Raw genomic sequence first — 24,682 nt, forward strand, 5'->3', positions numbered from 1 at the left:
ACCGGTCTGCTGGGTTTGGCGGCGGCTCCGGCCATCGCCTACACCGCCAGCTGGGCCGGCTGGTTCGCCAGTGCCTACGGGTACGGCCGCAACTGGGACCAGGCCACCTCCAGCGGATGGCGGTACTTCATCGTCGACTCGCTGCGCTCGTGGTGGGACTACCAGTGGGGGGTCCTGAGCTTCCACACCGGGCTGACCACCACCCACCCGTACCAGTCGTGGCCCTGGGAGTGGCCGCTACTGCAGCGCCCGGTCGCCTTCTTCTACGAGAGCCCGAACGCCTGCGGGACCGCCAAGTGCGCCCAGGCGGTGCTCGGGGTGGGCACGCCGGTGATCTGGTACGGCGCGTTGATCGCGTTGATCGCGTTGGTGGCCTGGTATGTGGCCACTCGCGACTGGCGGGCCGGCGCGGTGCTGCTGACCTACGGCGTGGGACTGCTGCCGTGGGTGTACTACGCCATCACCGACCACCGCACCATGTTCCTGTTCTACATGGCACCCATAGTGCCCTTCATGATCCTCGCGCTGGTGCTGGCCGCCGGGCTGCTCATCGGGCCCGCGAAGAGCCCTCGGCCGATGCGCAGGCTCGTCGGAGCATCGCTTTCGGGTGCCCTGGTGCTCCTGGCACTGATTAACTTCTGGTGGCTGTACCCCGTCATCTCCGCCGACATCATCCACTACGACGATTGGCACCGGCGCATGCTGTTCGATCGCTGGATATGACCCCGGGCATGACGCCCTCTATCACTACAACCCAGCCCTTCTGCTCTTTCTGCTCTTACAGGTAGGTGACGTGGAAATCGTCCGAGGCGGTGGTCGTCGTCAGGGCCCGGCCCTATACGGCAGACTGCGAGGCATGCCCGCACCCGACGTCGCCGCGCTCCTCATCGAGCTCGAGCGCTCCGATCCGGAGGTCGCCGACGACGCCAGGGTCGCCGTCGAGTGGCTGACCGGCGGCGAGCCGTTAGAGACGATCACCCAGCTCGACGTGTGCGAGTTCCTCTGGTACACGCTCCCCCTCAAGGTGACCGGCGAGCACGGCGCACTGGCCCTGGCCCTCGGCAGGCTGCTGCGGCTCGGCGGAATGGAACGCTACGCCGAGCTGTGCTCGTCCCCGGTCACCGCCCGCATCCTGCGCACCTACGCGCGCGGCGGCGAGGAGGCCGGCACGGCGGCCTACCAGCGCGCGCTCAACGCCACCGGCGTCCTGCCGCCCGACGTGCCCGAACTGCACTGGAGCTCGATCATGGGGCCCGAAGAGATGGGCGCCCACATCGCCTGCTCGGCGGCGCTCGAGCTCGCCGTCGTCTCCGGCGAGCTCGTGCCGGCCGCGAGCGCGTGGAAGTCGCAGGCCGAGGCGCTCACCCGCCGCTGGCTGACCGCCCCGCGCACCGAGCTGGGCGGCGACAACTGGGTCAACCGCGTGCACGGCGAGCGGCTCAACCGCTGGGTGCTCGGCCGGGGCGCGGCCCGCCGCGAGCTCGCCCAGCCGTTCGAGGTACGCCTCCACGCGCCGATCCCGGCCCCGGACGGGCCGCGGTTCCCCGCTCTGCGCTGGCTGCTCGAACTGGCCGCCCTGCCCGGCGGCGTGCCCCTCACCAGGCGGCACAACATCGCCCGCTCCGTCGTCGTCGAGGCCGCCGAGCGGTTCGGCTGGGAGATGGCGGGCACGCGCAGCGAGAGCGGCGTGACGGCCCTGCGCGCCCTGCGCCGCATCGCCGAGCACGAGATGAGCGCGGTCACCCGCGAGGGCGGCGCTCTGGTGATCACGCCCGAGGGCCGCCGGCTGCTGGACGACCCGGCCGCCATGTGGGCGGCGGCGGCGCCGGTTCTGCTGACGCCCGCGACCGGCGAGCGCGAGATGGAGACGTCGGTGCGCGAGGTCGGGCTGATGCTGCTGCTCGACCGCGACGATCTGCCGTGCGGCTCGTTCAGCGAGCGCGTCACCGAGGTCGTGGTCGGCGAGGGCTGGCGCACGACCACCGCGGCCGAGGTGGTGGCGCCGCTGGTGGAGTTGCGCCACCGCCTGGAGGCGCTGCACCTGTGCGAAGCCTGCGAGCGGCCGTCCTCGGAGGCCGCCGCCGTCACCCTGACCCCGGCCGGACGGGCCGCGGCCCTCACCGCCCTGCGCGGCCAGGCCCTGCGCCCGCGCAAGTACCTCACCATCGCCTGAGCGCCGAGGGCGGGCCGGCCACGCGCGGTGACGCGCGCGGCCGGCCTCTGCCTTGGCGGGCGGGGGCTATACCCCTGCGGTCATGCGGCCGCTCAGACGGCGGCCCATGCGCTCCTCTTCGCGCCTCTCCTCTTCGGGGCGCCCGGAGATGATCTCCTGCCGGGTCTCCTCGATCCTGAGGGCGACGCCCATGGCGAAGAACGTGGGCGCCCACTCACCGACGAACAGGCCCCAGCGGTCGGCGCGGGCGATGTCCTGCTCGACCTCTTTGGAGAGCAGCCACGAGGCGAACGACGCGCCGACCGAGATGATGCCGGCCGTGTACATCATTCCGGATCGGATGCCCATCCTGTGGAGTGTCCTGATCATATGCCCCCCTTGATAGCGGCGTGTTGCTGCTACCTTCTTACCCTTCGTCATGGCTCGTAACGATAGGCGCGGATAAGGAGATAAAAGGCACTCATCCTAGACGTCGGATTTGCCGGAACATTACCGCCTTGGGCTGGATTTATCGGGGGTAAAAGGCTCTAAGCCGTGACGATGAAATCGGCGAGCACTTCCAGAGTGGTGAAGACGCCGCCCTCGACTTGGCCGCGCGTCGACACCGACGTGACCGCGAAGTCGGCCGGGACCAAGACAAGGTAGATATGCCAGAGCGGCCCCTCGGCCCCGTGATGGGCCGAGCTCAGCGAGAGCGCCGGGCTGAGCGAGAGCGCCGTCCAGCAGTGCGCCTCCTCGTCGAGCTGGAGCTCCCGCTGGAAGTAGTAGCGGCCCTCGCCGGGAGGGCCGCCCGACGCCGAGTCGTACGAGCCGATGTCCGCCCGCACGATCACCGCGACGCGTTCCCCCTCGTCGATGACGCCTTCGTAGCTGCCCGCGAGGTCGATGCGCGGCCGCCCGCCAACGTCCTCGATCGCGTAGGAGACGTCGGGGAAGGTGACGGCGCCGCCGCCCGGGCGCACCAGGGCCCGGGACGGCGGCTGCTCGCACGAGCGCGCGGACGCGGACGGCACCGCGGAAACGGGATCGGTGCGTGTGGTGGCGGAATAGCCGATGGCCGAGACGATGAGCATGAGGGCGGTTCCGACCAGAATCGGCACGACGACGCGCGGCAGACCCGATCGCCCACGGCCTCCGTCGTCGGCTGTCGCCACTCGGACCTCCGGCTGGCCGCGACGCGCGGCGGCGTGAATTGCACGGACATCGCGCCCCGCGAAGGCGGCGCGCCTCTCACTGTGGCACGCCGCGCGCGTCCCTCACCCGGTAATCGGAAAAGCGGCTCGGGCGATTCACAAACTCTTGAGATAGGCCAAGGAAGGCATGAAGAAATACTCGCCGCCTTTCATCGTCACGGTCTGCGGCGCCTGCGGCTGCGGCGCGCCCTGCTGGGCGTTCCCCCACGCCTTGGGGAAGGTCACCTTGCCGTCCCGCGGGCCCTGACCGATCACCGGGTCGTGGCCGGTCCCCTCCGCCGGGAAGCCGGCGTTGTCGGACCACGACTGCTGCGTGAACTCGAACTGCGCCTGCAGGCTGGAGTTGAACGCCATGAACAGCAGGCCCACCCCGCCGGTCGGGCGGGTCCGCGGAGGCGCCTCGTCCCACGGCCGGTCGGTCCGGGTCCCGTAGGTCTGGCCGCGCCTGGCCATCATCACCCCGAGCAGGCGCTCCAGGCCGCCGTCACGCGAGTCGCGGGGATTGGTCTTGCGGATGTGCGAGCTGAACGGGCACTTGGCGCCGTCCGGGTCGTCGCGGTAGCTGAAGTCGTTCTGCACCGGATGGCCGTCCGAGCTCGGCTTGCCGTGCAGCCGCAGCGGCGTGCCGTTGCGGAACCTGCCGACCAGCATGGCGCCCGCCAGCGCCCGATCGGCCCCGGTGAGCCCGAGCGCGTCGGCGAGGTCCTCCTCGGCCTGCCGGAAGGCCCGCACGTTCTGCTCCAGCTTCCGGTACACGAGGTAGGTGCCCATGTGCCGGGCGGGCCTGGGCGCCAGGGGATCTTCGACCAGCACATGGCTCAGCGGGAAGAACGGGGTCCAGTTGCGCCCCGGCTCGGCGGCCACCTGGTCGGCGAGGAACAGCGGCTGGCTGCGGCCGTCGATGTAGCCGAAGTGCTCGATGCCGTTGCCCTGGGCGTTGCGCAGCCCGCGCCCGGTCTCCTCCGCCACGACGGTCGCGGTCGCGGGCAGCAGCGCGAGCACGCGTTCACGGGTGGCGGCCACCGGCGCCTCGGTCGCGTCGCCGATGAGCACGACCGCGTGGATCTCCTTCCGGTACGGCTCCTCCCAGGCGCTCACCGGCGGGTCGTTCAGGGTGTCCTTACGCCGCTTGAGCCCCGATTTGAACGCGTCGTCGGTGAACTTCGCGGTCGAGTGTCCGAGCTTGAGGTAGCCGAGCTTGCTGATGCCGACCCCCACGTACGGCGTGCCCGGCGCCTTGGTCGCGTTGAAGGCGCGGGTCTCCTCCAGGTGCTTCCTGGCCGACTTCATCAGCGGCACCAGGCCGCGCAGGAACCGCTTGCCGTCGGCGCCGTCGCCGAAGCCGATCAGGAGCACCGACAGATGCTCCCGTACGTGCGCCTGCAGGATGTTGGGTTGCAGGTTGTCGAGCATCGCCTTGGTGTCGGCGTCCAGCTCCGGCGCGTCCCAGCTGAGCGGCGTGCCGTTGGCGAGGTTCACTGGCATGTCGGTCCTTCCCCGTTCTCGGTCTGATCGCATCCCCTGCGGTAAGAGTGACCTTTCACGAAAAATGTTCAATACATAGAAAATCGCCACAGGGTTGCACCCGCTCGAGGCGGGCAAGCAGGCGAGCGGACGCGGCGCGTCCGCGGGGGGCCGGGCAGGCCGGGGAAAGCTCCGCCTTCCCCGGGTGACCGCCGTGCGCATCCCGATGTCCGGGACGCGCACGACGTCACCCGCTCAGGCGAGCCTTCGTCCTGGCCGGTCAGGAGGCGGTGCAGGTGTAGCCCGACGGCACCGAGGCGTCGCCGCGGGGACGGCTGCCCTGGAAGCCGAACGTGGTGCCGGCGTTCCCTCCTAGGGAGCCGTTGGCGGCGGTGTTGCGCACGGTCACCGTCCGTCCGCTGGTGGTCGGCGAAGCGTTCCACGAGCGGGTGACGGCGTGGCCCGGGGGCAGGGTGAAGGTCACCGTCCAGCTCGTGATCGGCGAGGCGCCGGTGTTGGTGACCCTGACCGGCTGGACGACGTACCCGCCGTGCCACTGGCTCAGCGTGGTGGCGGTCACGCCGCAGGTCCGGCCACCGGTGGGCGGCGGGCTCGACGGCGGAGGGCTGGAAGGCGGCGGGCTGGAAGGCGGCGGCGTGTCGCTGTTCAGCGCGGCGAGCACCGCGTCGTAGGCCGGCTTCTTGCCGTAGTCGGCGTCGAACAGCAGCGGAGTGGCGCTGCCGCGCCAGGAGTACTTGTCGGTGACGCCCCACACGGTGATGCCGGTGCAGCGCGAGACCGCCAGGCAGGCGTCGACGACCTTGCGGTACCCGTCCGCCTGGGCCGAGCCCGCGCCCTCGACGTCGAGCTGGGTGATCTGGACGTCGACTCCCAGCGCGGCGAACCGCTCGATGTTCTGCCGGTAGTTTCCCGGCACGGGCGTCTGGCCGCTGAAGTGCGACTGCAGTCCGACGCAGTCGATCGGCACCCCGCGGGACCTGAAGTCCTTGACCATGTCGTAGACGGCGCGGGTCTTGGCCTGGCCCGCGTCGTCGATGTTGTAGTCGTTGTAGCAGAGCTTGGCGGCCGGGTCCGCCGCGCGGGCGGTGCGGAAGGCCTCCTCGATGAAGCCGTCGCCGAGCCGCCGCTGGAACAACGAGTCGCGGCGAGCGCCGCCGGTGCCGTCCTGGAAGGCCTCGTTCACCACGTCCCAGGCGTATATCTGGCCCTTGTAGTGGTTCATCACATTGGTGATGTGGTTGTTCATCGCCGCGCGCAGGTCGTCGGCCGACTGCAGGTTCGCCACCCAGGCGGGAAGCCCGGAGTGCCACACCAGCGTGTGCCCGCGCACCTGCTGATCGTGGCTCTGCGCGGAGCTGACGATCCGGTCGGGGGTCGCATAGGTGAACGAGTCGCGGGCCGGCTCCACCGCGTCCCACTTCATCTCGTTCTCCGGCGTCACCATGGTGAACTCGCGGTTCAGCACGGTCGCGTAATCGGATTCGCCGAGGCGGGCCGCCAGGACGCCCGCACCGAAGTGACGCCCCCTCTCCGCGGCCGACGCGCCCAGCGTGCTCGCCGCGACGGCGGGCGTGGACAGAGCGAGCAAGCCCGCGCCGAGGGCGCCGGCGGCGCCGATGACGAGCGCGCTCCGGGCACCTGATCGTCGTTTCCTGCGCCCGCCGTGCGAGACGATGTTTTCGATCATGCCTGTTCCTCCACTGGAACATGGATCGAGGAAGTGACTTCGAACGGCGCAGCGGCCTTCGACACGAGGAATCGAGAACGGTGCCGAGCTGCGAATGTGCCGCGGACCGGAGGCGCACCACTCGCGAGCCAGTCTGTGAAGGAGCGGGAAGGGCGTCAACACAACACGCGCGCCTCGCCGCACGGTCGCTCTCGACAGCCTGATGGCACCGGCGCGCGCGAACGTGCCCGTCGAAACTTTCACCGGGACGGTGTCACCGGCCTCCGGCGCCGGAGTCCCCCGGGGTTCACTCGGTCGGCCTCACCCCGGGGGTCTGGACGCGACCCGCGTGCCTGCGAGGGTGCCGGGAGCGGTCCCGCCTGCGGCTGGACTCCGTGGCAGACTTGACATTGCCGTATCGTCCTGTTGATCATGCCCCTCGGCGACGGAGTCTCAGCGTGACCATTCAACCCATCCGCCTGTTCGACGACCCCGTACTGCGCGAGCCGGCCAAGCCGGTGATCGACTTCGATGCCGAGCTGCGCAAGCTGATCACCGATCTGACCGAGACGATGCTCGAGAAGCACGGGGCCGGCCTGGCCGCCCCGCAGATCGGCGTCGGCCTGCGGGTGTTCGTCTTCCACCCCGATCTCGCCGAGGGCGAACTCGCGCACCTGGTCAATCCGGTGGTGGATTTCCCCGACGAAGAAGAGCAGGACGGACCTGAAGGTTGCCTGTCGATCCCCGGCGTCTATCTCGACACCAGGCGCCGGATGAACGTCGTCGCCAAGGGCTACAACGCTTACGGCGACCCGGTGCAGATCGTCGGAAGCGGCCAGCTCGCACGCTGCGTCCAGCATGAGACCGACCACCTGGACGGCGTGCTGTTCCTCGACCGGGTGGACCTCGAAAGGCGCACCCGGCTGATGGAGGCGATCAGCCAGGCCGGATGGTACGACCCGGACAACCCCCCAACCATCAAGACCAGCCCGCACCGTTGAACTGCATCGCACGGTAGCCCGCCGCGCGCGCCCACTGCAGCGTGTGCTCGCACAGCGCGCGCCCCACGCCCCGCCCACCATGCGCCGGATCGACCATGTAGCTGGCGCTCGCGATGTGCGACCCGTTGCCCATGTGGTTGCGGTTCATCTTCGCCGTGCCCAGAACCGTCCCCTGGTCGTCCACCGCGACGACGGTACGACCAGGGGACGGAAGAAGCCACCAGTCACGCCCCTGATCCTCACCGAGATCCAAGGGATAGGTGAAGGTCTCCCCCGCGGCGACGATCGCGTGGAAGAAGGGCCAGATGGCGGACCAGTCGTCCGCGCGGGCTTCCCTGATGAACACCCGTACAGAATGCCCCATGCAGGACACGGTCTCACCGGCGGTCGACCGCCAGGTCCGCGAGGCGTGGGCCGACGTCGGGGAACGAGCCGTCGCCGAACAGGACCCGCGCCGCCAGGGCACGACCGGCACGACCGCGCAGCGCGGTCACCGCCGCCTCCGCCGCGGCAGGGGATCGGATGCCGGCGAACACGCGGCGCAGCACCAGCCGGCCTCGGAACCGGGTCCGCAACGCGTTCCCGTCGTACCGGCGCAGCGTGCTCTGGTCGCCGGTTCGCAGGTACTCGGCGGTGACCGCCGCGGCCAGCCCGGACATGCGCAGGCAAGGATCCAACCCACCGGCCGTCAGCGGCGACACCGCGCCCGCCGCGTCTCCGACGAGCAGCCCGGCGGGGCACGCCAACCGTCGCAGCACACCGCCGACCGGGATCGGACCGCCTCGGCGCTCGACCGGCCCGCCCGGCGGGGTACCGCCGGGCGCGTCCGCCGCGAAGGCGTCCAGCAGGTGGCGGATGCCGGTGCGCATCGCGTCCGGATATCCCGCGACGCCGACATGCGCGTGCCGGCCGTCGTCGATGACCCATCCCAGGTACCCCGGGGCGATCCGGGGATCCAGCACGCAGTGGAACGCCGGGGTGGTCGTGCCCGACGCGACCGGGTAGGCGACCTCGGCGCCGACGAGGAAGCGCCGGTTGACGTCAAGACCGAGATCACGGGCCACCCGGGAACGGGCGCCGTCCGCGCCGACGATGAACCGGGCCGTCACCGGTTCGGCACCCGCGAACCGCACGAGCCCCATCGACGCGTCGACATACCGTACGCCCAACAGGACCCGTGCCCCGGCCGACTCCGCCGCGCGGTGGGCGTGCTCGTAGACGGCCGCCATGTCGGCCACGCGGTACTCGTCCCGGTCGCTGGTGAGCCGGATCGGCGCCCGCCGCGACGGCGGATACAGCAGCACGTCCCGGACGGCCGGCCCGAGCAGGTGATCCGGCACGTCGAAGTCGTCGAGGGTGCGGCGTACGAAGATCCCTGTCGTGCGGATGCCCGCCGACAGCGACCTGCGACGGTCGACCACCATCACGTTCAGTCCCCGCCGCGCGAGCAGGCGGGCCGTGCGCAGGCCGGCCAGGCCCGCACCCACGACCAGTACATCCACGGTCTGCATACTTTCCGACGGTAGGGGCCGTGCCTCATCCGCACGACGGCCTGCACGCTACCTGCCCCACACCTCTACACCGCCGCCACACCACGACGCGAAGTTACCGCCTCGGCGGATCGCCCGGCATCTGCCCACGGTCGGACATGCCCGTCCGTCCGGGGTCGCACCACCCGCTCGTGCCCGCCCGCCAAGATGCGACCCGAGCCAGACGCGTGCCCCCCGCGTCACCCCTCACCATGCTGATGTGCCCAGGCGTACCGGTCCGGGCGCACCGACACGGACAGGACGGGCAGCGATCCATGAGCACTGATCTTCGCGGGCGCATCACGCGATGGCGGCAGACCAACGCGGACCGGCGGGCCGTCAACGCCGCCGCCAACCTGGACCGCCAGGCCCCGTTTCCCGGCCGATGGGTGAGCGCGATCTCGCTGATCGCCGGCCCCACCCTGATCATGGCCGGGACTCTCCTGCGCTCCCCGTTCTACTACTTCGTCCCTTATCAGCTCGTCGCCTACACCCAGCATCCCGCCCTCATCACCGCCGCCTATGCCTGCTTCGCCAGCGGGTTCGTGCTGCTGTGGCCGGCGGTCATGACGCTGGCCCAGAGGATCACCACCACCAGCCCGCTGTGGGGAATGTGGGGCGGCTGCCTGGTGATGGTCGGCCTGTTCACCCGGACCTTCCAGTTCGGCACCGATCACCTGGCCTTCCACTTCACCGACAGCCTCGGCCTGCAGACCGTGCTCGACGGCATCGACGGCTACTACCTGGCGTGGCGGGACACCGTCTGGCACCCGTTCAGGTCCATGTCCGGGCCGGCCTTCTTCGGCTGGGTCGTGCTGGCCATCGGCGCCTACCGCTCCGGCACCCTGGGGCTGGGCCGTTCGATCGCGCTCGGCCTGATGTCAGCGCTCGCGCTCGGGACGCTCAAAGGCACCGAACCGCAGTCCTTCATCGCCGTGGGCGGCCTCTGCGTCGCCTTCATCCCTCTCGGCATCTCGCTGCTGCGCGGCGGCCCCCCGCCGACCAGGCGCGCCATGGTCTGGGTCGCCGTGCTCATCGCCGTGCACGTCCTCATGTCGGCCTTCGGCCCGAGAGGATGACGGCCCAGGCCGGTGATACGCCGGACCGGTCACCGGCGGCCGTCCGGGTTGGTGATGAGTCCGCCTTCGTAGGCGGCGATGACGAGCTGGGCCCGGTCCCGGGCCTGCAGTTTGGCCAGGAGGCGGCCGATGTGGGTCTTGACCGTGCCGACGGTGAGGTGCAGGTGCCCGGCGATCTCGGCGTTGGACATTCCCCTGCCGATGAGGGTGAGCACCTCGCGCTCGCGCGGGGTGACGTCATCGAGGTCCCGCACGGCCTGGGCGGGAGGAGCGCCCTGCAGGAACTCGGTGATGAGCCGGCGGGTGACGGTGGGCGCGAGCAGCGCCTCACCGGAGGCGACGACCCGGATGGCGGCCAGCAGCTCGGCCGCCGTGGCGCTCTTGAGCAGGAAGCCGCTCGCACCGGCCCGCAGCGACGCGTACACGTATTCGTCCAGGTCGAACGTGGTGAGGATCAGTACGCGCACGCCGGCGCACGCGGGGTCGGCGCTGATGAGCCGGGTCGCCTCGATGCCGTCCATGTCCGGCATGCGTACGTCCATCAGGACGACGTCGGGCCGGTGCCCGCGGGCCAGGCGCACGGCTTCGGCGCCGGTGCCCGCCTCGCCCACGGCGGCCAGCCCCGGGGTGGCGTCGATGAGGACCTTGAAGCTGTCGCGGATCAGGACCTGGTCCTCGGCGAGCAGGACCCGGACGGGCGGGGACGAGTCGTGCGCCGCGGCGCCGACGCTCATGTCTTCGATGCTCATGCGGCGGTGCCGTCCGGGGCGTAGGGCAGTCGAGCCGACACGCGAAATCCTCCTTCGGGCCGAGGCCCCGCGTCGAACGTGCCTCCGTACATCTTGGTCCGCTCCCGCATGCCGATCAGGCCGTGCCCGCCGTTCGGGCCGTGCCCGCCGTGGCCCGGGCGCGGCGGCCGGCCGTGGCGGGAGCCGTCGTCGACGACCTCGATCACGGCCTCCCGCCCGTCGACGTCCACGGTGACCGCGCAGCGGGTCGGCCCCGCGTGGGTGACGACGTTGGTCAGCGCCTGCTGCACGATCCGGTACACCGACATCGCGACCGCGGCGGGCAGGGCCGCCTCCTCACGGACGGCCAGCTCCACCTCGACTCCGGCCGAGCGGGCATGGGCGGCCAGCTCGGGCAGGTCCGCCATGCCGGGCGCGGGCACGGGGTCCTGCCGGGGATCGCCGTCGGAGCGCAGCAGGTCGAGCACCCGGTGGATCTCGGTGAGCGTGCTGCGGCTGGTCTGCTCGATGACGGCCAGCGCGGCGCGGACCTCCTGCGGGCGGGAGTCGGCGACGTGGTTGGCGACGGTGGCCTTGACGGCGATCAGGCTCATGCTGTGGCCGATGACGTCGTGCAGCTCCCGCGCGATGCGCCTGCGCTCGTCGATCACCGCGGCGTCGGCGAGGTGGCGGACGAGGCGGGCGGTCGTGTCCCGCTTCCAGCGCACGGCCGTTCCGAGGGCCCACGCGACGGTCAGCAGCACACCGATCGTACCGATCTCGATCGGCCAGGCCGCCGGCATCTCGCTGGGCGCCCCCGCGAGCGCGAGACCGGGGAACACCTGCGCGTAGAAGATCAGGATCGCGGTCACCGCGACGGACAGGCAGACCGCCAGGGCCGCCGCCGACCAGGCGATCGAGGCGGTGGCGGCCACCAGGTACAGCACGAGCACGGTCGGCACGAAGGTCAGCCAGATCGCGCCCGCCGCGACGGCGCCGGCGACGGTCACCCCCGCGCCCGCGGCGCACGCGACAGCGAGCATGGCCCGCGGCCGGCGCCGCCGGACGGCGATCGGAAGGCTCAGGACCGCCGCCACCGGCCAGGCCGACCACGCCGACCACGGTGACGACGGCCCCGGCGGATCGACGATGGCGTATCCGATGAGCAGCGCCACGGCGACCGCCACCGCCGCGTCGGTGACGTCCCTTCCGCCGAGCCGCCCTCCAGTCCATTGCATGATGGGACGGTATCGCCTCACCGGATCATGCGGCATCCGCCCACGACCGGACATCGGCGTCCACCGGCTCGTGGATCTCGGGGTGTGATCGACGACGGAACGGCCAGTGGCCGGGACACTCAAGATCGGGTGTTCCGGTGGCCGGTCGCCTTGCGGAACGTGGAACACCACTGAAAGTGGCTGTGAGCCAGATCACGGTTGAGGTTGACCTCGGGGCAGGGTGAAAGCTCGGCGCAGCGGCGCGACGCCGACCCGGACATAACAGATTCGACGGAGTACAGCATCATGACGATCACCCTTTCCGGCCAGGACAAGAGCACCCTGCGGATCGCCGCGTACGGCGCCGTGTCGCTGATGGCCGCCGCCGGTACCGCCGGCGAGCCTCACAAGATCGCCACCAACGGCGGCATCGCGCTGGGCTCGGCCACCGGCCTGATCGGGCACGTGCTCGCCGACCACCCCAAGGGCAACGACCTGGCCGGCAAGTCCGTGGCCGAGATCGCCGACCGCGTGCTGCCGGCCCTGACCGCGGCCATGAACCTCCTGAAGCGGCAGGATCCGGCCGAGGCCGACAACTTCCGCCGCACCGTCCTCGTCGCTGTCGAAACCGCCCAGATGCACCAGGGCCAGCCGAGCCCCACCACGGCCGAGATGGTCCGCAAGATCACCGGAGCCCTCGACACCGCCAGGGCAGCCGCCGCGGACAGCGGGGCCGTGCCGGAAGCCGCTGCCGGGCAGGATCGCCCGGAGCTGCAGAAGGCGATCGAGGAGATGGTCGATTCCCGTTTCGTCGGGGTGTCTCTGCGCGTGCACGATGAGCGGGGCGAGTGGGCCGGCAGCGCCGGGGCGGCCGAGCTGGGCGGGACCGCTAAGCCGCCGATCAACGGGCACGTCCGGATCGGCAGCAACACCAAGACCTTCACCGCGACCCTGGTGCTGCGACTGGTGGCCGAGGGCAAGATCGGGCTGGACGTCCCGGCGGCGGACTATCTGCCCGAGTTCGGGCTGGACCCGCGGATCACCGTGCGGATGCTGTTGCAGCACACCAGCGGGGTGTTCAACTTCAGCGGCGAGGTCTACGACGACGGGACGATCGTCCCGGGGATCCCCATCCCCTACGGCACCACGGGCAAAGAGTGGGTGGACAACCGGTTCAAGGCCTACCGGCCGCAGGAGCTGGTGGAGCTGGCGTTGTCCAAGCCGGCGCGGTTCGAGCCGGGCATGGGCTGGAGCTACTCCAACACCAACTACGTGCTGGCCCGGCTGGTGATCGAAAAGGTCACCGGCCGCACCTACGCCGAGGAGATGCAGCGGCTGATCCTGGGGCCGCTCGGGTTGTCGGGCACCGTGGTGCCGGACGCCTCGCCGGAGATCCCCGAGCCGCACGCGCACGCCTACTACCGCTACGAGGAGTACGGCGAGCAGAAGACGATCGACATCACCCGCCAGAACCCCTCCTGGATCTCCACCGGCGGTGACATGATCTCGACCACCCAGGACCTGCACACGTTCATCTCCGCGCTGCTGGGCGGCAAGCTCCTGCCGGCCCCGCTGCTGGCCGAAATGTGCACCCCGCACCCGACGGGCATCCCGAACATGGACTACGGCCTGGGCGTGTTCGTGCTGGCCACGGACGGCGGCGGCACGGTCATCTCCCACAACGGCGCCGCCGCGGGCCACGCGGCGCTGATGTACAGCACCCCCGACGGCCGCAAGACCCTGACCGCCGCGCTGAACTGCGTGGACGACGCCGACTTGTCCATCGCAGCAGCATTCCAGAGGGTGCAGCAGAGGCTCCTCAACGAGGTGTTCTGCGGTGGACAGGCCGATCCGGCTCAGCCGATGGGCTGAGCACCGATGACCCGTACGCCTCAAGAGACGACCCCATACGGTCGTGCACCAGGGAGAACGCGAACCGGGGCCACAGCGAGCTCAATGTGGCCCGTCCACATGCCCGGCTGTGGTCTGCCCGGTCGCCGAGTTCGAGCACAACAAGGCAGGATTTCGCAGATGAACGGGGTCACGATCGGGCAGGCGGCGGCGTTCGTCGGCGTCACGGTGAAGACGGTGCGGCACTACCACAAGCTGGGCCTGTTGCAGGAGCCGGAACGCGACGGCTCCGGCTACCGCAGGTACGGATCGGCCGAGCTGTTGCGGCTGGTACAGGCCCGGACGCTGGCCACCGCCGGAGTGCCGCTGGCCGAGATCGGGCCGATGCTCGACGCCGACCCCGCGCTGTTCGCGGCCGCACTCGCCGACGTCGAGCGGCAGCTCACCGGACAGATAGAGGAGTTGATCGCGCGGCGTGACACGCTGCACCGGCTTGCCGATGGCGACCGGGCTCTGCTGCCCGACCGCGCTGTCGCGCTGCTGGAGCGGCTATCCGGCCTCGGCTTCGCCGCGGAGGAGGTGGCGGCCGCCAGGGAGGGCTGGGTCCTGGCCAGGGCACTGGTCCCCGAGGGCTTCGACGACTACCTCACCCATGTCGAGCACGCCCTCGAAGACACCCGGTTCGTCGCCTTGATCAAGCGCGCGACCGAAGCCGCGGCCTGGGAGCCAGACGACCCGCGCATCGCCGAACTCGCCACCGCCATGGCCGACCACTTCCTCGCCAACCCCGCACACCTGAAGATCGTTACCGGTCTGCAAGCCCGCACCGAGGCCACGACCCGGTACAAGCTGATCGCCCTCCACGGCGAAGAGCAGGGATCGGCCACGGCCCAGGGAGTCGCGCTCGTCGAGACCAAGCTCCGCGCCGCCGGCATCCATATCCCCAGACCAGGCACCCACTGACCACGCCGTGCCCCTGTCGGCCACTCCACGGTGAACCGGGCCAGAGTGAGGTAGAGGAACGCGGAACCGGCGCCCCCACCCCGGCGACAGGATCACCGAGGTCTTTCCAGGGGCTGCCGTCCGAACCGGTCACAGCCGGGCCGTCGTCGTCAGGGTGACGGCGGTCAGCGCGGCGAGCAGGGCCCAGGCGGACGCGAAACCGCCGGTCAGGTCCGTGAGCAGGCCGAGCACGGGTGGCGCCAGGATGACCGCCACCTGGTTGACGGCCATGGCCAGGCCGAGGGCGAATCCGGTGTGGTCCGGCGGCGCCGATTCGGCGGCGTAGGCGACCCAGGGGCCGTACCAGCCGATTCCGAAGAAGCCGAGCCAGACGAAGAGCAGGCAGGCCACGACGGGGGATCGGCCGATGGGCGTCGTCAGCATCGCCATCCCGATGATCACGGCGGCCAGGCACGTCAGGACGCAGGCATAGCGGCCGGATCTGTTGCGGTCGCTCCAAGCCGCCAGGCAGACGCGGCCCAGCGCGCCCGCGCACTGAACCGCGACGTAGACCAAGGCCGCCGAGTCGGCGGCCATGGACGTCACCTCGTGCAGGTACAGCACGGTGAGGAGGCCCACGCCGCTGTGCACCGACACCATGCTCGTACCGGACCAAATGATCTTCTTCATGTACGGTTCGCGGAGCAGGTCCAGCCGCACGCGGGACGTGGCCGGCATCGGGCGCCGGTCCGGTGGGCGGCGGTAGAAGGCCATGAAGGCGACGGCGCCCGACAGTGCGACGAGCGCGCCGGCCACGAGCGTCGACCGCCACCCGAAGACCGTCGCCAGCGAGGGAAGCGCGAAGGCGGCGAGGACGCCCCCGAGCGGGAGCCCCGCCTGGCGGATGCCCATGGCCAAGCCTCGCTGCGAGGTGTCGAACCAGGACGCCACCGATTTGCCGCCGCCCGGCTGAATGGTGCTGTACCCCGCACCGACGATCAGCAGGACGACGAGCAAGGAGACGTACCCCGGGGCCGCGCCGCCGGCGGCCAGCGCGACGGCGACCACGAGAGCACCGATCCCGACGACCCAGCGCTCGTCGTGGCGGTCCAGCAGCCGTCCCGCCACGAGCAGTCCGGCCAGAGGAAGCAGCTGAGCCGCCGACAGCAGCAGGCTCAGCTGGGTCGTGTTCAGCTCCAGGTCTCGTCGCAGGTGGAGACCTATCGCGCCGATGCCCTGCACGAAGAACGCGGCCGCGGCCTGAGTGAACGTCGCGATACCCAGGACGACCCAGCGGTACCGCGACGTCCTCACGGCTTCCAGCACAACAGGGGGTCGGGGTGGTCGGAGAAGCCGAGCCGCCGGTAGAGCGGTTCCGCCTCGTGGGAGGCGGTGAGGTCGACGCGTACGGCGTCGCGGTCGCGGAACCAGTCGAGCAGACCGAGCATGATCGCCCGGCTGTGTCCGCGCCGCCGGTACGACGGGTCGGTGACCATGCCGATGACGTGGCCGATCCTCCCGTTGCGGGAGTGGGGGCCGGGAAACCACTGTTCGATCGTGCCGATACCGCAGGCGGCCAGGCCGGTGCCGGCGTCCACGACCAGGATCCGGCAGTCGGGGTCGGTCAGCTTCCGCTTGAAGATCCGCGCGAGCGCGTCGCGCCAGTCGTCACCGGCGTTCCCGGGGTTGAAGAAGTCGCCGCCGAGGTCGTCGAAGAGCAGTGCCCGGAGACGGACGAGTTCCGGAATGTCGTGCTCTGTTGCTGTTCGCGCCATGACGTACAGGCTGATGTAATGAGCTTGTGCACCTCAACCCTTACGGCGCGGATGTGGTGAACTTCGCCGCGGAACTGGCGAACCGCCCCCCGGCGAGCGCCGGCGAACTCGCCGACCGCTGCCGCGCGGCCGGTCTGGTGCTGGAACGCCCCGTCGAACCATCGGATCTCGACCAGACCCTCGCCGTCATCGACGCCTGGACGAACGTCGTCGACGCCGCGGACGAGCGCGCGAAGGCCGAGTTGGTCAACGAGATGCTGGCCCGGTCGGCCGCCTACCCCCGGCTGACCGACCACGCCCACGGCTGGCACCTGCACTATCGCGACGACCTGCAACCGCTCGGCGCGGTGCTGTTCGCGCTGATCTCCGTGGGCACGGCGATGCACCTCGTCAGCCGGGGCATGGACCGGCTCGGACGGTGTGCCGCCGCCGGTTGCGAAACGATCTTCGCGGACACCTCACGCACCGCACGGCAGCGCTACTGCTCCCAGCCGTGCGCCAACCGCGATGCGGTACGCCGCCACCGGGCCCGTCGGTCCACACCCTCCGCCCGACCACCCAGCAGCCGACGGTAGCCGACGGGTGTGTCCAGTGAGATGTGCGGGACCTCAGCCGTCCGCGGGCTGCTTGAGGCGGAGCGCTTCCTTGCGGGCCTCGGCATGGATGGCCCGCTCGCGCTCCAGCCACGCCGGATTCTCCGCTTTCACCGCTTCGATCTCCGCCGTGGTGAGCGGTCCGGTGATCCCACTTCTGATCAGGCCGGAAATGGAGACCTTGAGCTTCGCGGCGATGACCTGCTTGGGGTGCGGGCCATTGCGGCGCAGGTCAGCGAGCCAGGCGGGCGGCGACGACTGCAACGCGTTCAGCTCGTCCCTGGAGACGACACCCGCCTGGAACTCGGCGGGAGTGGCCGAGAGGAGGACACCCAGCTTCTTGGCCGCGGTCGCGGGCTTCATCGTCTGGATGGTCTTCGGTTTCGGCGAGGGCATGCCACCAAGGGTAGCGAGTCGGAACGGCTCCCCTGACATCGCTACGCTGAGGAAGTGACCGAGGGAGAGAACGGCAAGGCGTTCAGGCTGGCGTACGTGCCCGGGGTGACGCCCGCGAAATGGGTCAACGTCTGGACCGAGAGAATGCCCGGAGTGCCGATCACCCCGGTCACGGTTCCCGCCGCCGAGGTGGTGGGACTCCTGCGGGATGGCGGCGCCGACGCCGCATTCGTCAGACTCCCGGTCGACCGGGACGGGCTCAGCGTGATCCCTCTCTACGTGGAGACCACGGTGGTCGTGGTGCCCAAGGATCACGCGATGGCCGACGCCGACGAGGTGGCCATCGCCGACCTTGCCGATCAAGAGGTGCTCCATCCTCTGGACGACACCATCGAGTGGACGGTCCGCCCCGGGCTGCCCGCGTTCACCCGACCGGCCACAACGGCGGACGCGGTCGAACTGGTGGCGGCCGGCACCGGGATCCTCCTGGTGCCGCAGTCGCTGGCACGCCTCCACCACCGCAGGGATCTCACCTACCGGCCGGTGCAGGACGCCCCGCAGTCTCAGGTCGCGCTGGCCTGGCCTACGGACGCGACCACTGACCTGGTGGAAGATTTCATCGGCGTCGTCCGCGGGCGGACGGTGAACAGCTCGCGGGGCCGTACCCCCGCCTCCCCCGCGAAGAAACCGGCACAGCGGCAGGCACAGAAACCCGCACAGGGCTCCAGTCGCCGAGTCGTGCCGACCGGCCGCAAAAAGAAGGGCAACCGCCCTCGCTGACCCGCTTGACCCGCAGCCCCGACGCCGACGGACCTGGCCGGCGGCCGCTCAATGCCTCAGCGGGAGCCGTCAGGAGGTGGGGCGAATGCGCGAGTGCAGCGCCTGGAACCAGTCAGTGGCGATGTCGGTCTCGGTGATCCGCCCGATCAGCGCCAAGGCGGAGCTGATGCTCTCGTCCTGTTCCACGCGATCGTCGGAGACGCCGTCATCAGTGATCTGGAAGCGCAGTCCGTCCATCAGGTGGTCGAGCGCGTGCGGATCGTCGCCGTACCGCACCTCTGGCATGGTCGGCTCGAAGGAGACGACCATGCGCCCGTCGCGCGCGTACTTGAAGTAGTCGTTGTTGTTGATGTCCATCTCGAGACCGAGGGCCTCACGGCCGCCCTCGGTGATGGACAGCAGGAACGCGTCGTCGGAACGCGCCGGCACGACACCGATCCAGCCGTTGACCTCGGCCACCCAGTCGGAGCCGTCATCGATGTTGCGGTCGAGGATCTCACTCAGGTAGCACGGGGTACGGGTGGCGAGGTCCAGGGAGAAGGCCGGGGCGAGGGCGTCGAGGCTAGCGCCTTTGATCCAGATGGCACTGAATCCCAGCGCCCACAGGTCCATGTCGGCATCGAGTCCTTCAGTGAAGAGGATCGAGACCAGAAGGTCGTGCAGATAGGTCCGTGACCGCATGGCTGCCTCTCGACAGGGGCGTCTCGCAAGACGCCCGTGGGTTACGGGGCACCTTGCCGATCTTGTGGGTGGAGATCAGGGTCGCAGAGATCCCTTGATCTTTCACATGCTTGAAGATCACGGCTTTCGCGGTTGAGTCTCCTCTGAGGGGAGACGGCAGAGTGTGCGCATGGACGGCGACGTGCTGCTGACGATCGGAGACCTGGCCCGGCGCACCGGGCTCACGGTGAAAGCGATCAGGTTCTACTCCGACCGCGGGCTCGTACCGCCCACCACCCGCAGTCCCGCTGGTTACCGGTTGTACGACGTCGGCGCGCTGGCCCGGCTGGAATTCGTGCGCGCGCTGCGCGAGCTGGGGATCGATCTCTCCACTGTGCGGCGCCTGCTGGAACGCGATCTTCCGGTGGCGCAGGTCGCCGAGGAGTACGCCGAGGCGCTGGACGTGCAGATCCGCATCCTGCGGCTGCGCCGAGCCGTACTGCGCGCGGTGGCCAGACGGGGATCGACGTTAGAGGAGACGGAACTCATGCACAGGCTCGCCAAACTCTCCAACGAGGAACGCCACCGCCTCGTCACCGACTTCATCGACGAGGTCTTGGGCGACCTCGACGCCAATCCCGAGTGGGTCGCGATGATGCGCTCGGCCATGCCGGACCTGCCCGACGACCCCGATCCCGCGCAGGTGGACGCCTGGGTGGAGCTGGCCGAACTGGTTCAGGACCCGGAGTTCCGCGCGGCGGTCCGCCGGCTGGCCGAGTACCAGGCGGCCGAACGCGCCCAGGGCGACACCACGGGGCTGCACCACGAGCTCACCGAGGAGGTCCGCGACCGCGTCGGCGCGGCGGTGGCCGCGGGCGTGGACCCCGCGTCGCCACAGGCGGCCGCCATCGTCGGCGCCCTCGCCACCCGGTACGCGCAGACCTTCGGCCGCGCCGACGACGCCCACCTGCGGGATTGGATGCTGGACCGCCTGCAGGTGGCCGACGAACCGTTCGCCGAGCGTTACCTGCAACTGCTCGCGGTGATCAATGGCCGGCCGGTGCCGCCGAGCATGGCGCCGCTGTTCAGCTGGTTCATTCAGGCCCTGCGTGCGGGTCGGTGAGGTCGCTCTCCGCCTTATGCCGTCAGTCTCTGCTCACGACCACGGCAGCGCAGGGGGTACCCGGACCGGCGGGCTGCGCGGCGTCGCGCGCCGCGTACAACCCGCCGGTCGAAGGGTCAGCCGGTCACGAGGGTGATGCCCGGGAAGGCGGTGGTCGCGTTGCTCCACGGCGCGTAATAGAACCGCCAGGAACAGGTACGCCCGCTGGTCACATAGCCGGTGCAGGGCGCCGGCGTGCTGGGGTCGATGGCGGAGATGACCCCTACCGCGTACTGCTGGGTGGTACTGGACGGGTTGAGGATCTCCACCGGGCCGCCGCTGTCACCCCTGCCGGCCGCGTTGGTGTGCGCCGCCTGCTCGGCGATGACCAGGCCATAGATCGGGTAGCCCACGCTTAACGTGACGTCGACCTGCTTGGCCTGGATCGAACACAGGGTGCCCGAGTAGGCGCCGGAGGTGCAGAGCCACATGCCCACGTAGGAACCGGTGGTGCCGATGACCGGGTTGCTGAACTCCGGCGAGATGGTGCCGGGGTTGTTGTTGTAGACGCGGCCCCCGGTGCCCGCGCTGATCAACATGACGTCTCGGTACATGTCGCGGTAGGAGATCGGGCCGATCGCCTGGCCGGTCGGGTCGGTGGCCGTCTGCCCGATCTCACCGCAGTGGGCCGCGGTCAGCATCCTGGTCGTGCCGCCGTAGGCGACGGCGAAGCCGGTGGAGCAGCCGAACGCGCCGATGACGTTCTTGCGCCAGGCCGCCCCGCCCCACCATGGTGTGTTGTCGTCCCAGCGGCTGGCCAGGGCCGGCGTGACGCCCGCCTGGATGGTGATCGGCACGGTGGAGTCGGCGACCTTGGCGCGGGTCAGGCCGAGGTCGGCGCCCGAGACCGTCAGGCCCGAGCCGTCGACCTTCGGCGCGATCGAGGTGATCGCACCGGCGGAGACGCGGGCGAGACGGTTCATCTCGCGCTCAAGCTCTCGGGCCGAGTACGCCGCGGGCAGGACACTGACCGGGACGTCCTCGCGCAGCCGGCCGATCAGCTCGTCGATGCGCCTCGGGGCGTCGCCTTTCCAGTAGACGCGCAGTTCGTGGTTCTCCGGCGCGGCGATGATGCCGGCGTATCCGGTGTCCTCCTTGGTCTTGGTGGCGGCAGTGATGCGGTCGGCCGCCTTGACCAGCTTCTGCTGGGTGGCCAGCAGGTCGGTCCAGGAGGCGAAAGCGCCGGGCACCTCGCCGACCGGCTCGATCGGCCGGGCCGTGGTGTCCTTGACGGGTGCGGGTGCGGGTGCGGCCGTGGCATGGACGGCGCCCAGTCCGATCACGGCGACGGCGACTCCCAGCGCCACCGTCAGACGGCGGATGGCTCGTGGGGCTCTTGCGGTGCTTGAAGAGGTTTTCATCAACTCTGCTCCGCGATGTGGTTATGGGACAGATTCGGTATTGCAGGCATCTATGAGGGAAGCAACGGCTTGACGCGCGATTTTGCGGCTGATAAAGGGATTTGTTGAGCGGTTGCCTGCCGGAATTCGGCTTCACACTTACGGCACACGGTCGCGGGCCGGTGCACGTCGACCTGCGGAAATGGCTTTCCGGTGTCCGGAAACCACGCAAAAGGCGCTCTCCGCCCGGTGTCCGCTTCTGGACAGCGGCGAGCCGCCAAGAGCATCATGTCCGGCGCGTTTCACCCTGACCGCGGATCGCGGAGCGGCCGCGCGTATTTCACGGGAAACCGATCGGGCTGTCCGGGCGCGGGGGACCGGTTCCGCTCGCGTTATTGGCGGCTCGCCGCGGCTGTGTCCAGCAGTTGGCAGACCGTACGCCGGGCGGTGTCACCCGCGCCTCTCGCGTCCGAAGCCACGAGGACGGCGCTTAGGAAGCTGGGCAAGCAACTGGAATAGCCATTGCTGTACGGCGCTGCTGTGCGGAGATCCAAAAAGGCCACTTCCGATCATGGAAGTGGCCTTTGACCTGGGTGGAGCTGAGGGGATTCGAACCCCTGACCCGTCCACGCGAAGGGGTAAGACTAGGCAGCCAGATCAGCGTGTGCCCATTGAATGCCTCCATGTGCGCTCCGTCTACCGTCTGTGGGCGTCCGCAGCGGTCTCGTGTCATCGGTCCCACTGTTTCGCTGACTCTGCATGCCCTCGGCGGCCTGCTACGGTTCAGCGGCATGCATGAGATCTTCCGGTCGCTACCCTGGCCTTTCGAGAGCAACGAATTCCCTCCTGATCTCGGAGCCGTTGTCCAGTGGACAGTTGCGAAGGGCGATACGCCTGCACTCTTCGTCGGCCACACGGACGACAACGAGTGGCTGGTAGGCGATGGCGTGAATGATCCGAACGGCGACGGCGCGTGCGCGGCAATGTGCATCTGGACCGCTATCGAACGCAACAGCAGTATCCGGGCCCTTGCAGATCTCCCTCTCGGCTGGGCCGCCGAACGCGAAGCAGCGAGCACTCCATGGCGCCGCGTCCCCTTCACCTTGCCGGACTGAGCCCACGAGCGGTGCGGACACCGTTGCTGTATGGCGCTGCTGCATAGAGATCAAAAAGGCCACCTCCCGGGATGGGAAGTGGCCTTTGACCTGGATGGGTGTTCACAAATAGCGCTGGCCTGGGGAAAGTAGGCTTATAGAAGATCGCTTCCCGAGCTGTCCGTGATCGTTTCCCGGGGGTTTCGAGAGTGTCAGGTCGTTAGAGTGCTCGGCGTGATGCTTGCCGATCTCCCCCTTCGTCGTCTCGGCCGGTTCCCGGTCGGCTTCATCGTGGTCATGCTCCTAATGGCCGCCTGCTCGGAACGGTTATCGGCGGAGCCGAGCCTGTCTACACAGGTTTCCGCCCCTTCCCCGTCGGCAAGTCCTCCACCAGCGCGGCCGTTGGTCGATCTACGGACGAAGGTGAAGGGCAAGGTCCTGTTGCATCATGTCGCCGACGACGGTGATGCAGAGTGGGCCGGCAAGCTCAAGGTGGGGAACTCGTACATGATTGCTGTGGATTGTGCTGGTTCCCAGGCGAAGCTGACGATCGTGATTAGTGAGGGCTTTCAGACGTTGCGGCAGTGCGCCGCGGGTTACACCACGTTCACGCTCGACGATTACCCTGTCTCAAAACCGGAACCACACACGCTGACAGTCAAAGCTCCGGCCGATGCCAGGTGGGCGGTGCTGGTGGCCAGACTCTCGTGAGGGTCGGCAGTTGAGCATCCAGCACGCCGCGTCAACTCCGCTCCCTTGCCGATCATCTGCCAGCTGCGGGCTTTGCAGCGGCGGATGTTGCAGATCTGTCTTCACCGGCGTCCCACAGCCATCTACAGTTACTCTTTGCATGCTCGGCCAGCAGGTCGGCGATGGCCTGACGGTTGACCCCGGAGGCGGCGGCCAGCGCGCGCAGGCTCAGCCGCTGAGCCGTGATGGCGGCGGCCAGATGGCGGGCGACGTGCTGAACGGCATCGGCGGCGACCTGGCCGGCCAGCTCCGCCTCGGGCCAGTCCTGCGGGTCCTCGGCCAACTCCCGCGGCGCCCGGGTACGCGCTCGCCCTCCGACCATCACCAAACTCTCCTATCGGTGCATGTCGTCCAACGCACGACGGCTGCTTGTCCAGCCGGTATGGGATGGTGCATGACGCTCGATCCGGAAACCTCAGCCAAGATCACCGCGTATCGGCCTCGGCAAGCGCCGCCGGAAGGGGAGTTGCTGCACCCCGACGACCTCGGCGCCAGGGACAAGTTTCGGCAGGACCCGCATATCTGACCCCGGCCTGGCAGGACGCCTACAAGCCCATCCGGGCCAACACCGAAGGCATCAACGGCCGCCTCAAGGGCCACCACATCGACCTCAGCGACCCCAAGATCCGCCTCGCCCACGGCCGCGTCGCCCAGACCCTGCTCGCCGCGCTCATGGTCGCCGTCACCAACGAGCTCATCCTGCTCGCCTGGCGGCAAGCCCACGACCACCGCGAGCCTCCACCCGAGGACACCTACGCATCCACTGAACAAGATCCGGATCCGGAACCGCCGGCAGGCCGCCACCGGTCACCTGATCCGCTGGGGTGATAACCGGACAGCACGACTCCGACCGGCCGGTCCTGCACACCCGGCCGCCAGCCCTTCACGCGCTCCCAGCGGCTCAACACCACCAGCGCCCTTCGCCACGAACGCCACACGAGCCAGAACCAGCCCGCCCAACGATCCGAAGACCTCGGAAAACACGAAATCCCGTCCGATTCAGATGATCGGACGGGATCCCGTCAACCTCAGTCCAGCCGTCTCAAGAACGGCCCTGGGTGGAGCTGAGGGGATTCGAACCCCTGACCCCTTCGATGCGAACGAAGTGCGCTACCGGACTGCGCTACAGCCCCAAGGACGGGACCAGATTAGCAAACATTGGGGACCATCCGCGCCACCCGGGTGGGTGAGCGCCCCTGGAGTCGGTGTACCGGCGCTGTAGCCGGCACGGTCAGCCGGCCTCGGGACGCAACTGCGACCGTCACCGG

At 69.6% G+C, this 24,682-nt stretch carries 25 protein-coding genes and 1 tRNA gene; 12 read left to right on the forward strand and 14 right to left on the reverse strand.

From position 1 onward, the window contains the following. Together ACFO60_RS37710 and ACFO60_RS37715 are read left to right on the forward strand one after the other, a co-directional pair. Positions 1–723 (forward strand): dolichyl-phosphate-mannose--protein mannosyltransferase (locus tag ACFO60_RS37710; RefSeq protein WP_465269900.1); only part of this gene is annotated, 723 nt, incomplete at its 5' end. 133 nt (positions 724–856) lie between these two features. Further along, on the forward strand, positions 857–2,173 hold the full coding sequence (locus tag ACFO60_RS37715; RefSeq protein WP_380851190.1) for a hypothetical protein: 1,317 nt from the start codon (positions 857–859) through the stop codon (positions 2,171–2,173). A gap of 66 nt (positions 2,174–2,239) precedes the next feature. Here ACFO60_RS37715 and ACFO60_RS37720 read toward each other — a convergent pair whose 3' ends face one another. From ACFO60_RS37720 to ACFO60_RS37735, 4 genes are all read right to left on the reverse strand, one after another. Beyond that, positions 2,240–2,521: a hypothetical protein gene (locus ACFO60_RS37720; RefSeq protein ID WP_380851193.1), complete on the reverse strand. Its 282-nt coding sequence runs from the start codon at positions 2,519–2,521 to the stop codon at positions 2,240–2,242. A gap of 179 nt (positions 2,522–2,700) precedes the next feature. Next, positions 2,701–3,246, reverse strand: a complete 546-nt coding sequence (locus ACFO60_RS37725) for a hypothetical protein (protein ID WP_380851196.1) — start codon at positions 3,244–3,246, stop codon at positions 2,701–2,703. Between the two features lie 216 nt (positions 3,247–3,462). Further along, positions 3,463–4,851, reverse strand: coding sequence for a Dyp-type peroxidase (locus ACFO60_RS37730; protein WP_380851199.1), 1,389 nt, complete (start codon positions 4,849–4,851; stop codon positions 3,463–3,465). Positions 4,852–5,110: 259 nt separating this feature from the next. Next, positions 5,111–6,538 (reverse strand): glycoside hydrolase family 10 protein, encoded by a 1,428-nt coding sequence (locus ACFO60_RS37735; RefSeq protein ID WP_380851202.1) that lies wholly within the window; start codon positions 6,536–6,538, stop codon positions 5,111–5,113. A 437-nt stretch (positions 6,539–6,975) separates the two neighbouring features. Between ACFO60_RS37735 and def the strand changes: the two genes are divergently transcribed. Next, on the forward strand, positions 6,976–7,518 hold the full coding sequence (gene def / locus ACFO60_RS37740) for a peptide deformylase (RefSeq protein ID WP_380851205.1): 543 nt from the start codon (positions 6,976–6,978) through the stop codon (positions 7,516–7,518). On the opposite strand, the gene ACFO60_RS37745 is transcribed toward def, so the two are convergent. After that, positions 7,496–7,864, reverse strand: a complete 369-nt coding sequence (locus tag ACFO60_RS37745) for a GNAT family N-acetyltransferase (RefSeq protein WP_380851208.1) — start codon at positions 7,862–7,864, stop codon at positions 7,496–7,498. The two genes, def and ACFO60_RS37745, sit on opposite strands and share 23 nt — an antisense overlap. Before the next feature lie 31 nt (positions 7,865–7,895). Beyond that, positions 7,896–9,029 (reverse strand): NAD(P)/FAD-dependent oxidoreductase, encoded by a 1,134-nt coding sequence (locus tag ACFO60_RS37750; protein ID WP_380851211.1) that lies wholly within the window; start codon positions 9,027–9,029, stop codon positions 7,896–7,898. Positions 9,030–9,322: 293 nt separating this feature from the next. Here ACFO60_RS37750 and ACFO60_RS37755 point away from each other — a divergent pair, with 293 nt between their 5' ends. Further along, positions 9,323–10,126, forward strand: a complete 804-nt coding sequence (locus ACFO60_RS37755) for a hypothetical protein (protein WP_380851214.1) — start codon at positions 9,323–9,325, stop codon at positions 10,124–10,126. Positions 10,127–10,155: 29 nt separating this feature from the next. Here ACFO60_RS37755 and ACFO60_RS37760 read toward each other — a convergent pair whose 3' ends face one another. Both ACFO60_RS37760 and ACFO60_RS37765 read right to left on the reverse strand, forming a co-directional pair. Next, positions 10,156–10,875: a response regulator gene (locus ACFO60_RS37760; protein ID WP_380851217.1), complete on the reverse strand. Its 720-nt coding sequence runs from the start codon at positions 10,873–10,875 to the stop codon at positions 10,156–10,158. After that, positions 10,872–12,092 carry a sensor histidine kinase gene (locus tag ACFO60_RS37765; protein WP_380851220.1) on the reverse strand — a complete coding sequence of 407 codons (1,221 nt, stop codon included), beginning with the start codon at positions 12,090–12,092 and terminating at the stop codon, positions 10,872–10,874. The genes ACFO60_RS37760 and ACFO60_RS37765 overlap by 4 nt, the downstream gene beginning before the upstream one ends. Positions 12,093–12,377: 285 nt before the next feature. Here ACFO60_RS37765 and ACFO60_RS37770 point away from each other — a divergent pair, with 285 nt between their 5' ends. Next, complete coding sequence (locus ACFO60_RS37770; protein ID WP_380851223.1) at positions 12,378–13,943, forward strand: serine hydrolase domain-containing protein; 1,566 nt, start codon at positions 12,378–12,380, stop codon at positions 13,941–13,943. A 159-nt stretch (positions 13,944–14,102) separates the two neighbouring features. Beyond that, complete coding sequence (locus tag ACFO60_RS37775; RefSeq protein WP_380851226.1) at positions 14,103–14,885, forward strand: MerR family transcriptional regulator; 783 nt, start codon at positions 14,103–14,105, stop codon at positions 14,883–14,885. A gap of 129 nt (positions 14,886–15,014) precedes the next feature. Here the strand turns inward: ACFO60_RS37775 and ACFO60_RS37780 are convergent, their stop codons facing one another. Both ACFO60_RS37780 and ACFO60_RS37785 read right to left on the reverse strand, forming a co-directional pair. Beyond that, entirely contained in the window at positions 15,015–16,178 is a 1,164-nt protein-coding gene (locus ACFO60_RS37780) for an MFS transporter (protein ID WP_380851229.1), read from the reverse strand. Beyond that, positions 16,175–16,639: a GNAT family N-acetyltransferase gene (locus ACFO60_RS37785; RefSeq protein ID WP_380851232.1), complete on the reverse strand. Its 465-nt coding sequence runs from the start codon at positions 16,637–16,639 to the stop codon at positions 16,175–16,177. The genes ACFO60_RS37780 and ACFO60_RS37785 overlap by 4 nt, the downstream gene beginning before the upstream one ends. Before the next feature lie 26 nt (positions 16,640–16,665). On the opposite strand from ACFO60_RS37785, the gene ACFO60_RS37790 reads away from it, so the two are divergent. Beyond that, positions 16,666–17,214 (forward strand): CGNR zinc finger domain-containing protein, encoded by a 549-nt coding sequence (locus ACFO60_RS37790; RefSeq protein WP_380851235.1) that lies wholly within the window; start codon positions 16,666–16,668, stop codon positions 17,212–17,214. A 33-nt stretch (positions 17,215–17,247) separates the two neighbouring features. On the opposite strand, the gene ACFO60_RS37795 is transcribed toward ACFO60_RS37790, so the two are convergent. Continuing rightward, positions 17,248–17,595, reverse strand: coding sequence for a DUF5997 family protein (locus ACFO60_RS37795; RefSeq protein WP_380851238.1), 348 nt, complete (start codon positions 17,593–17,595; stop codon positions 17,248–17,250). 87 nt (positions 17,596–17,682) lie between these two features. Here ACFO60_RS37795 and ACFO60_RS37800 point away from each other — a divergent pair, with 87 nt between their 5' ends. Further along, positions 17,683–18,408 carry a LysR family substrate-binding domain-containing protein gene (locus ACFO60_RS37800; protein WP_380851241.1) on the forward strand — a complete coding sequence of 242 codons (726 nt, stop codon included), beginning with the start codon at positions 17,683–17,685 and terminating at the stop codon, positions 18,406–18,408. Between the two features lie 69 nt (positions 18,409–18,477). Here ACFO60_RS37800 and ACFO60_RS37805 read toward each other — a convergent pair whose 3' ends face one another. After that, positions 18,478–19,089 (reverse strand): DUF6461 domain-containing protein, encoded by a 612-nt coding sequence (locus ACFO60_RS37805; protein WP_380851244.1) that lies wholly within the window; start codon positions 19,087–19,089, stop codon positions 18,478–18,480. Between the two features lie 169 nt (positions 19,090–19,258). On the opposite strand from ACFO60_RS37805, the gene ACFO60_RS37810 reads away from it, so the two are divergent. After that, on the forward strand, positions 19,259–20,191 hold the full coding sequence (locus tag ACFO60_RS37810) for a MerR family transcriptional regulator (RefSeq protein ID WP_380851247.1): 933 nt from the start codon (positions 19,259–19,261) through the stop codon (positions 20,189–20,191). A gap of 116 nt (positions 20,192–20,307) precedes the next feature. Here ACFO60_RS37810 and ACFO60_RS37815 read toward each other — a convergent pair whose 3' ends face one another. Continuing rightward, positions 20,308–21,537, reverse strand: a complete 1,230-nt coding sequence (locus tag ACFO60_RS37815) for a chymotrypsin family serine protease (RefSeq protein ID WP_380851250.1) — start codon at positions 21,535–21,537, stop codon at positions 20,308–20,310. A gap of 824 nt (positions 21,538–22,361) precedes the next feature. Between ACFO60_RS37815 and ACFO60_RS37820 the strand changes: the two genes are divergently transcribed. The 3 genes from ACFO60_RS37820 (at position 22,362) to ACFO60_RS37830 (ending at position 23,940) form a co-directional block, all read left to right on the forward strand. Then, on the forward strand, positions 22,362–22,685 hold the full coding sequence (locus ACFO60_RS37820; protein ID WP_380851253.1) for a hypothetical protein: 324 nt from the start codon (positions 22,362–22,364) through the stop codon (positions 22,683–22,685). 213 nt (positions 22,686–22,898) lie between these two features. After that, positions 22,899–23,375: a hypothetical protein gene (locus tag ACFO60_RS37825; RefSeq protein WP_380851256.1), complete on the forward strand. Its 477-nt coding sequence runs from the start codon at positions 22,899–22,901 to the stop codon at positions 23,373–23,375. A 139-nt stretch (positions 23,376–23,514) separates the two neighbouring features. Beyond that, the gene (locus ACFO60_RS37830; RefSeq protein ID WP_380851259.1) at positions 23,515–23,940 is read left to right on the forward strand and encodes a hypothetical protein; all 426 of its coding nucleotides are present in this window, start codon (positions 23,515–23,517) and stop codon (positions 23,938–23,940) included. Positions 23,941–24,473: 533 nt separating this feature from the next. Here ACFO60_RS37830 and ACFO60_RS37835 read toward each other — a convergent pair. Next, positions 24,474–24,547, reverse strand: a tRNA-Ala gene (locus ACFO60_RS37835). Positions 24,548–24,682 lie beyond the last annotated feature (135 nt).

Source organism: Sphaerisporangium dianthi, from assembly GCF_042654065.1.
Lineage (GTDB): Bacteria > Actinomycetota > Actinomycetes > Streptosporangiales > Streptosporangiaceae > Sphaerisporangium > Sphaerisporangium dianthi.

What these genes read in the sequence shown, in the direction of transcription:
- ACFO60_RS37715 (WP_380851190.1), top strand. Translation starts at nt 857, where the DNA reads ATGCCCGCACCCGACGTCGCCGCGCTCCTCATCGAGCTCGAGCGCTCC.
- ACFO60_RS37720 (WP_380851193.1), bottom strand. Translation starts at nt 2,521, where the DNA reads ATGGGCATCCGATCCGGAATGATGTACACGGCCGGCATCATCTCGGTC.
- ACFO60_RS37725 (WP_380851196.1), bottom strand. Translation starts at nt 3,246, where the DNA reads ATGCTCATCGTCTCGGCCATCGGCTATTCCGCCACCACACGCACCGAT.
- ACFO60_RS37730 (WP_380851199.1), bottom strand. Translation starts at nt 4,851, where the DNA reads ATGCCAGTGAACCTCGCCAACGGCACGCCGCTCAGCTGGGACGCGCCG.
- ACFO60_RS37735 (WP_380851202.1), bottom strand. Translation starts at nt 6,538, where the DNA reads ATGATCGAAAACATCGTCTCGCACGGCGGGCGCAGGAAACGACGATCA.
- ACFO60_RS37750 (WP_380851211.1), bottom strand. Translation starts at nt 9,029, where the DNA reads ATGCAGACCGTGGATGTACTGGTCGTGGGTGCGGGCCTGGCCGGCCTG.
- ACFO60_RS37755 (WP_380851214.1), top strand. Translation starts at nt 9,323, where the DNA reads ATGAGCACTGATCTTCGCGGGCGCATCACGCGATGGCGGCAGACCAAC.
- ACFO60_RS37760 (WP_380851217.1), bottom strand. Translation starts at nt 10,875, where the DNA reads ATGAGCATCGAAGACATGAGCGTCGGCGCCGCGGCGCACGACTCGTCC.
- ACFO60_RS37765 (WP_380851220.1), bottom strand. Translation starts at nt 12,092, where the DNA reads ATGCAATGGACTGGAGGGCGGCTCGGCGGAAGGGACGTCACCGACGCG.
- ACFO60_RS37770 (WP_380851223.1), top strand. Translation starts at nt 12,378, where the DNA reads ATGACGATCACCCTTTCCGGCCAGGACAAGAGCACCCTGCGGATCGCC.
- ACFO60_RS37775 (WP_380851226.1), top strand. Translation starts at nt 14,103, where the DNA reads ATGAACGGGGTCACGATCGGGCAGGCGGCGGCGTTCGTCGGCGTCACG.
- ACFO60_RS37785 (WP_380851232.1), bottom strand. Translation starts at nt 16,639, where the DNA reads ATGGCGCGAACAGCAACAGAGCACGACATTCCGGAACTCGTCCGTCTC.
- ACFO60_RS37795 (WP_380851238.1), bottom strand. Translation starts at nt 17,595, where the DNA reads ATGAAGCCCGCGACCGCGGCCAAGAAGCTGGGTGTCCTCCTCTCGGCC.
- ACFO60_RS37805 (WP_380851244.1), bottom strand. Translation starts at nt 19,089, where the DNA reads ATGCGGTCACGGACCTATCTGCACGACCTTCTGGTCTCGATCCTCTTC.
- ACFO60_RS37810 (WP_380851247.1), top strand. Translation starts at nt 19,259, where the DNA reads ATGGACGGCGACGTGCTGCTGACGATCGGAGACCTGGCCCGGCGCACC.
- ACFO60_RS37820 (WP_380851253.1), top strand. Translation starts at nt 22,362, where the DNA reads ATGCATGAGATCTTCCGGTCGCTACCCTGGCCTTTCGAGAGCAACGAA.
- ACFO60_RS37830 (WP_380851259.1), top strand. Translation starts at nt 23,515, where the DNA reads ATGCTCGGCCAGCAGGTCGGCGATGGCCTGACGGTTGACCCCGGAGGC.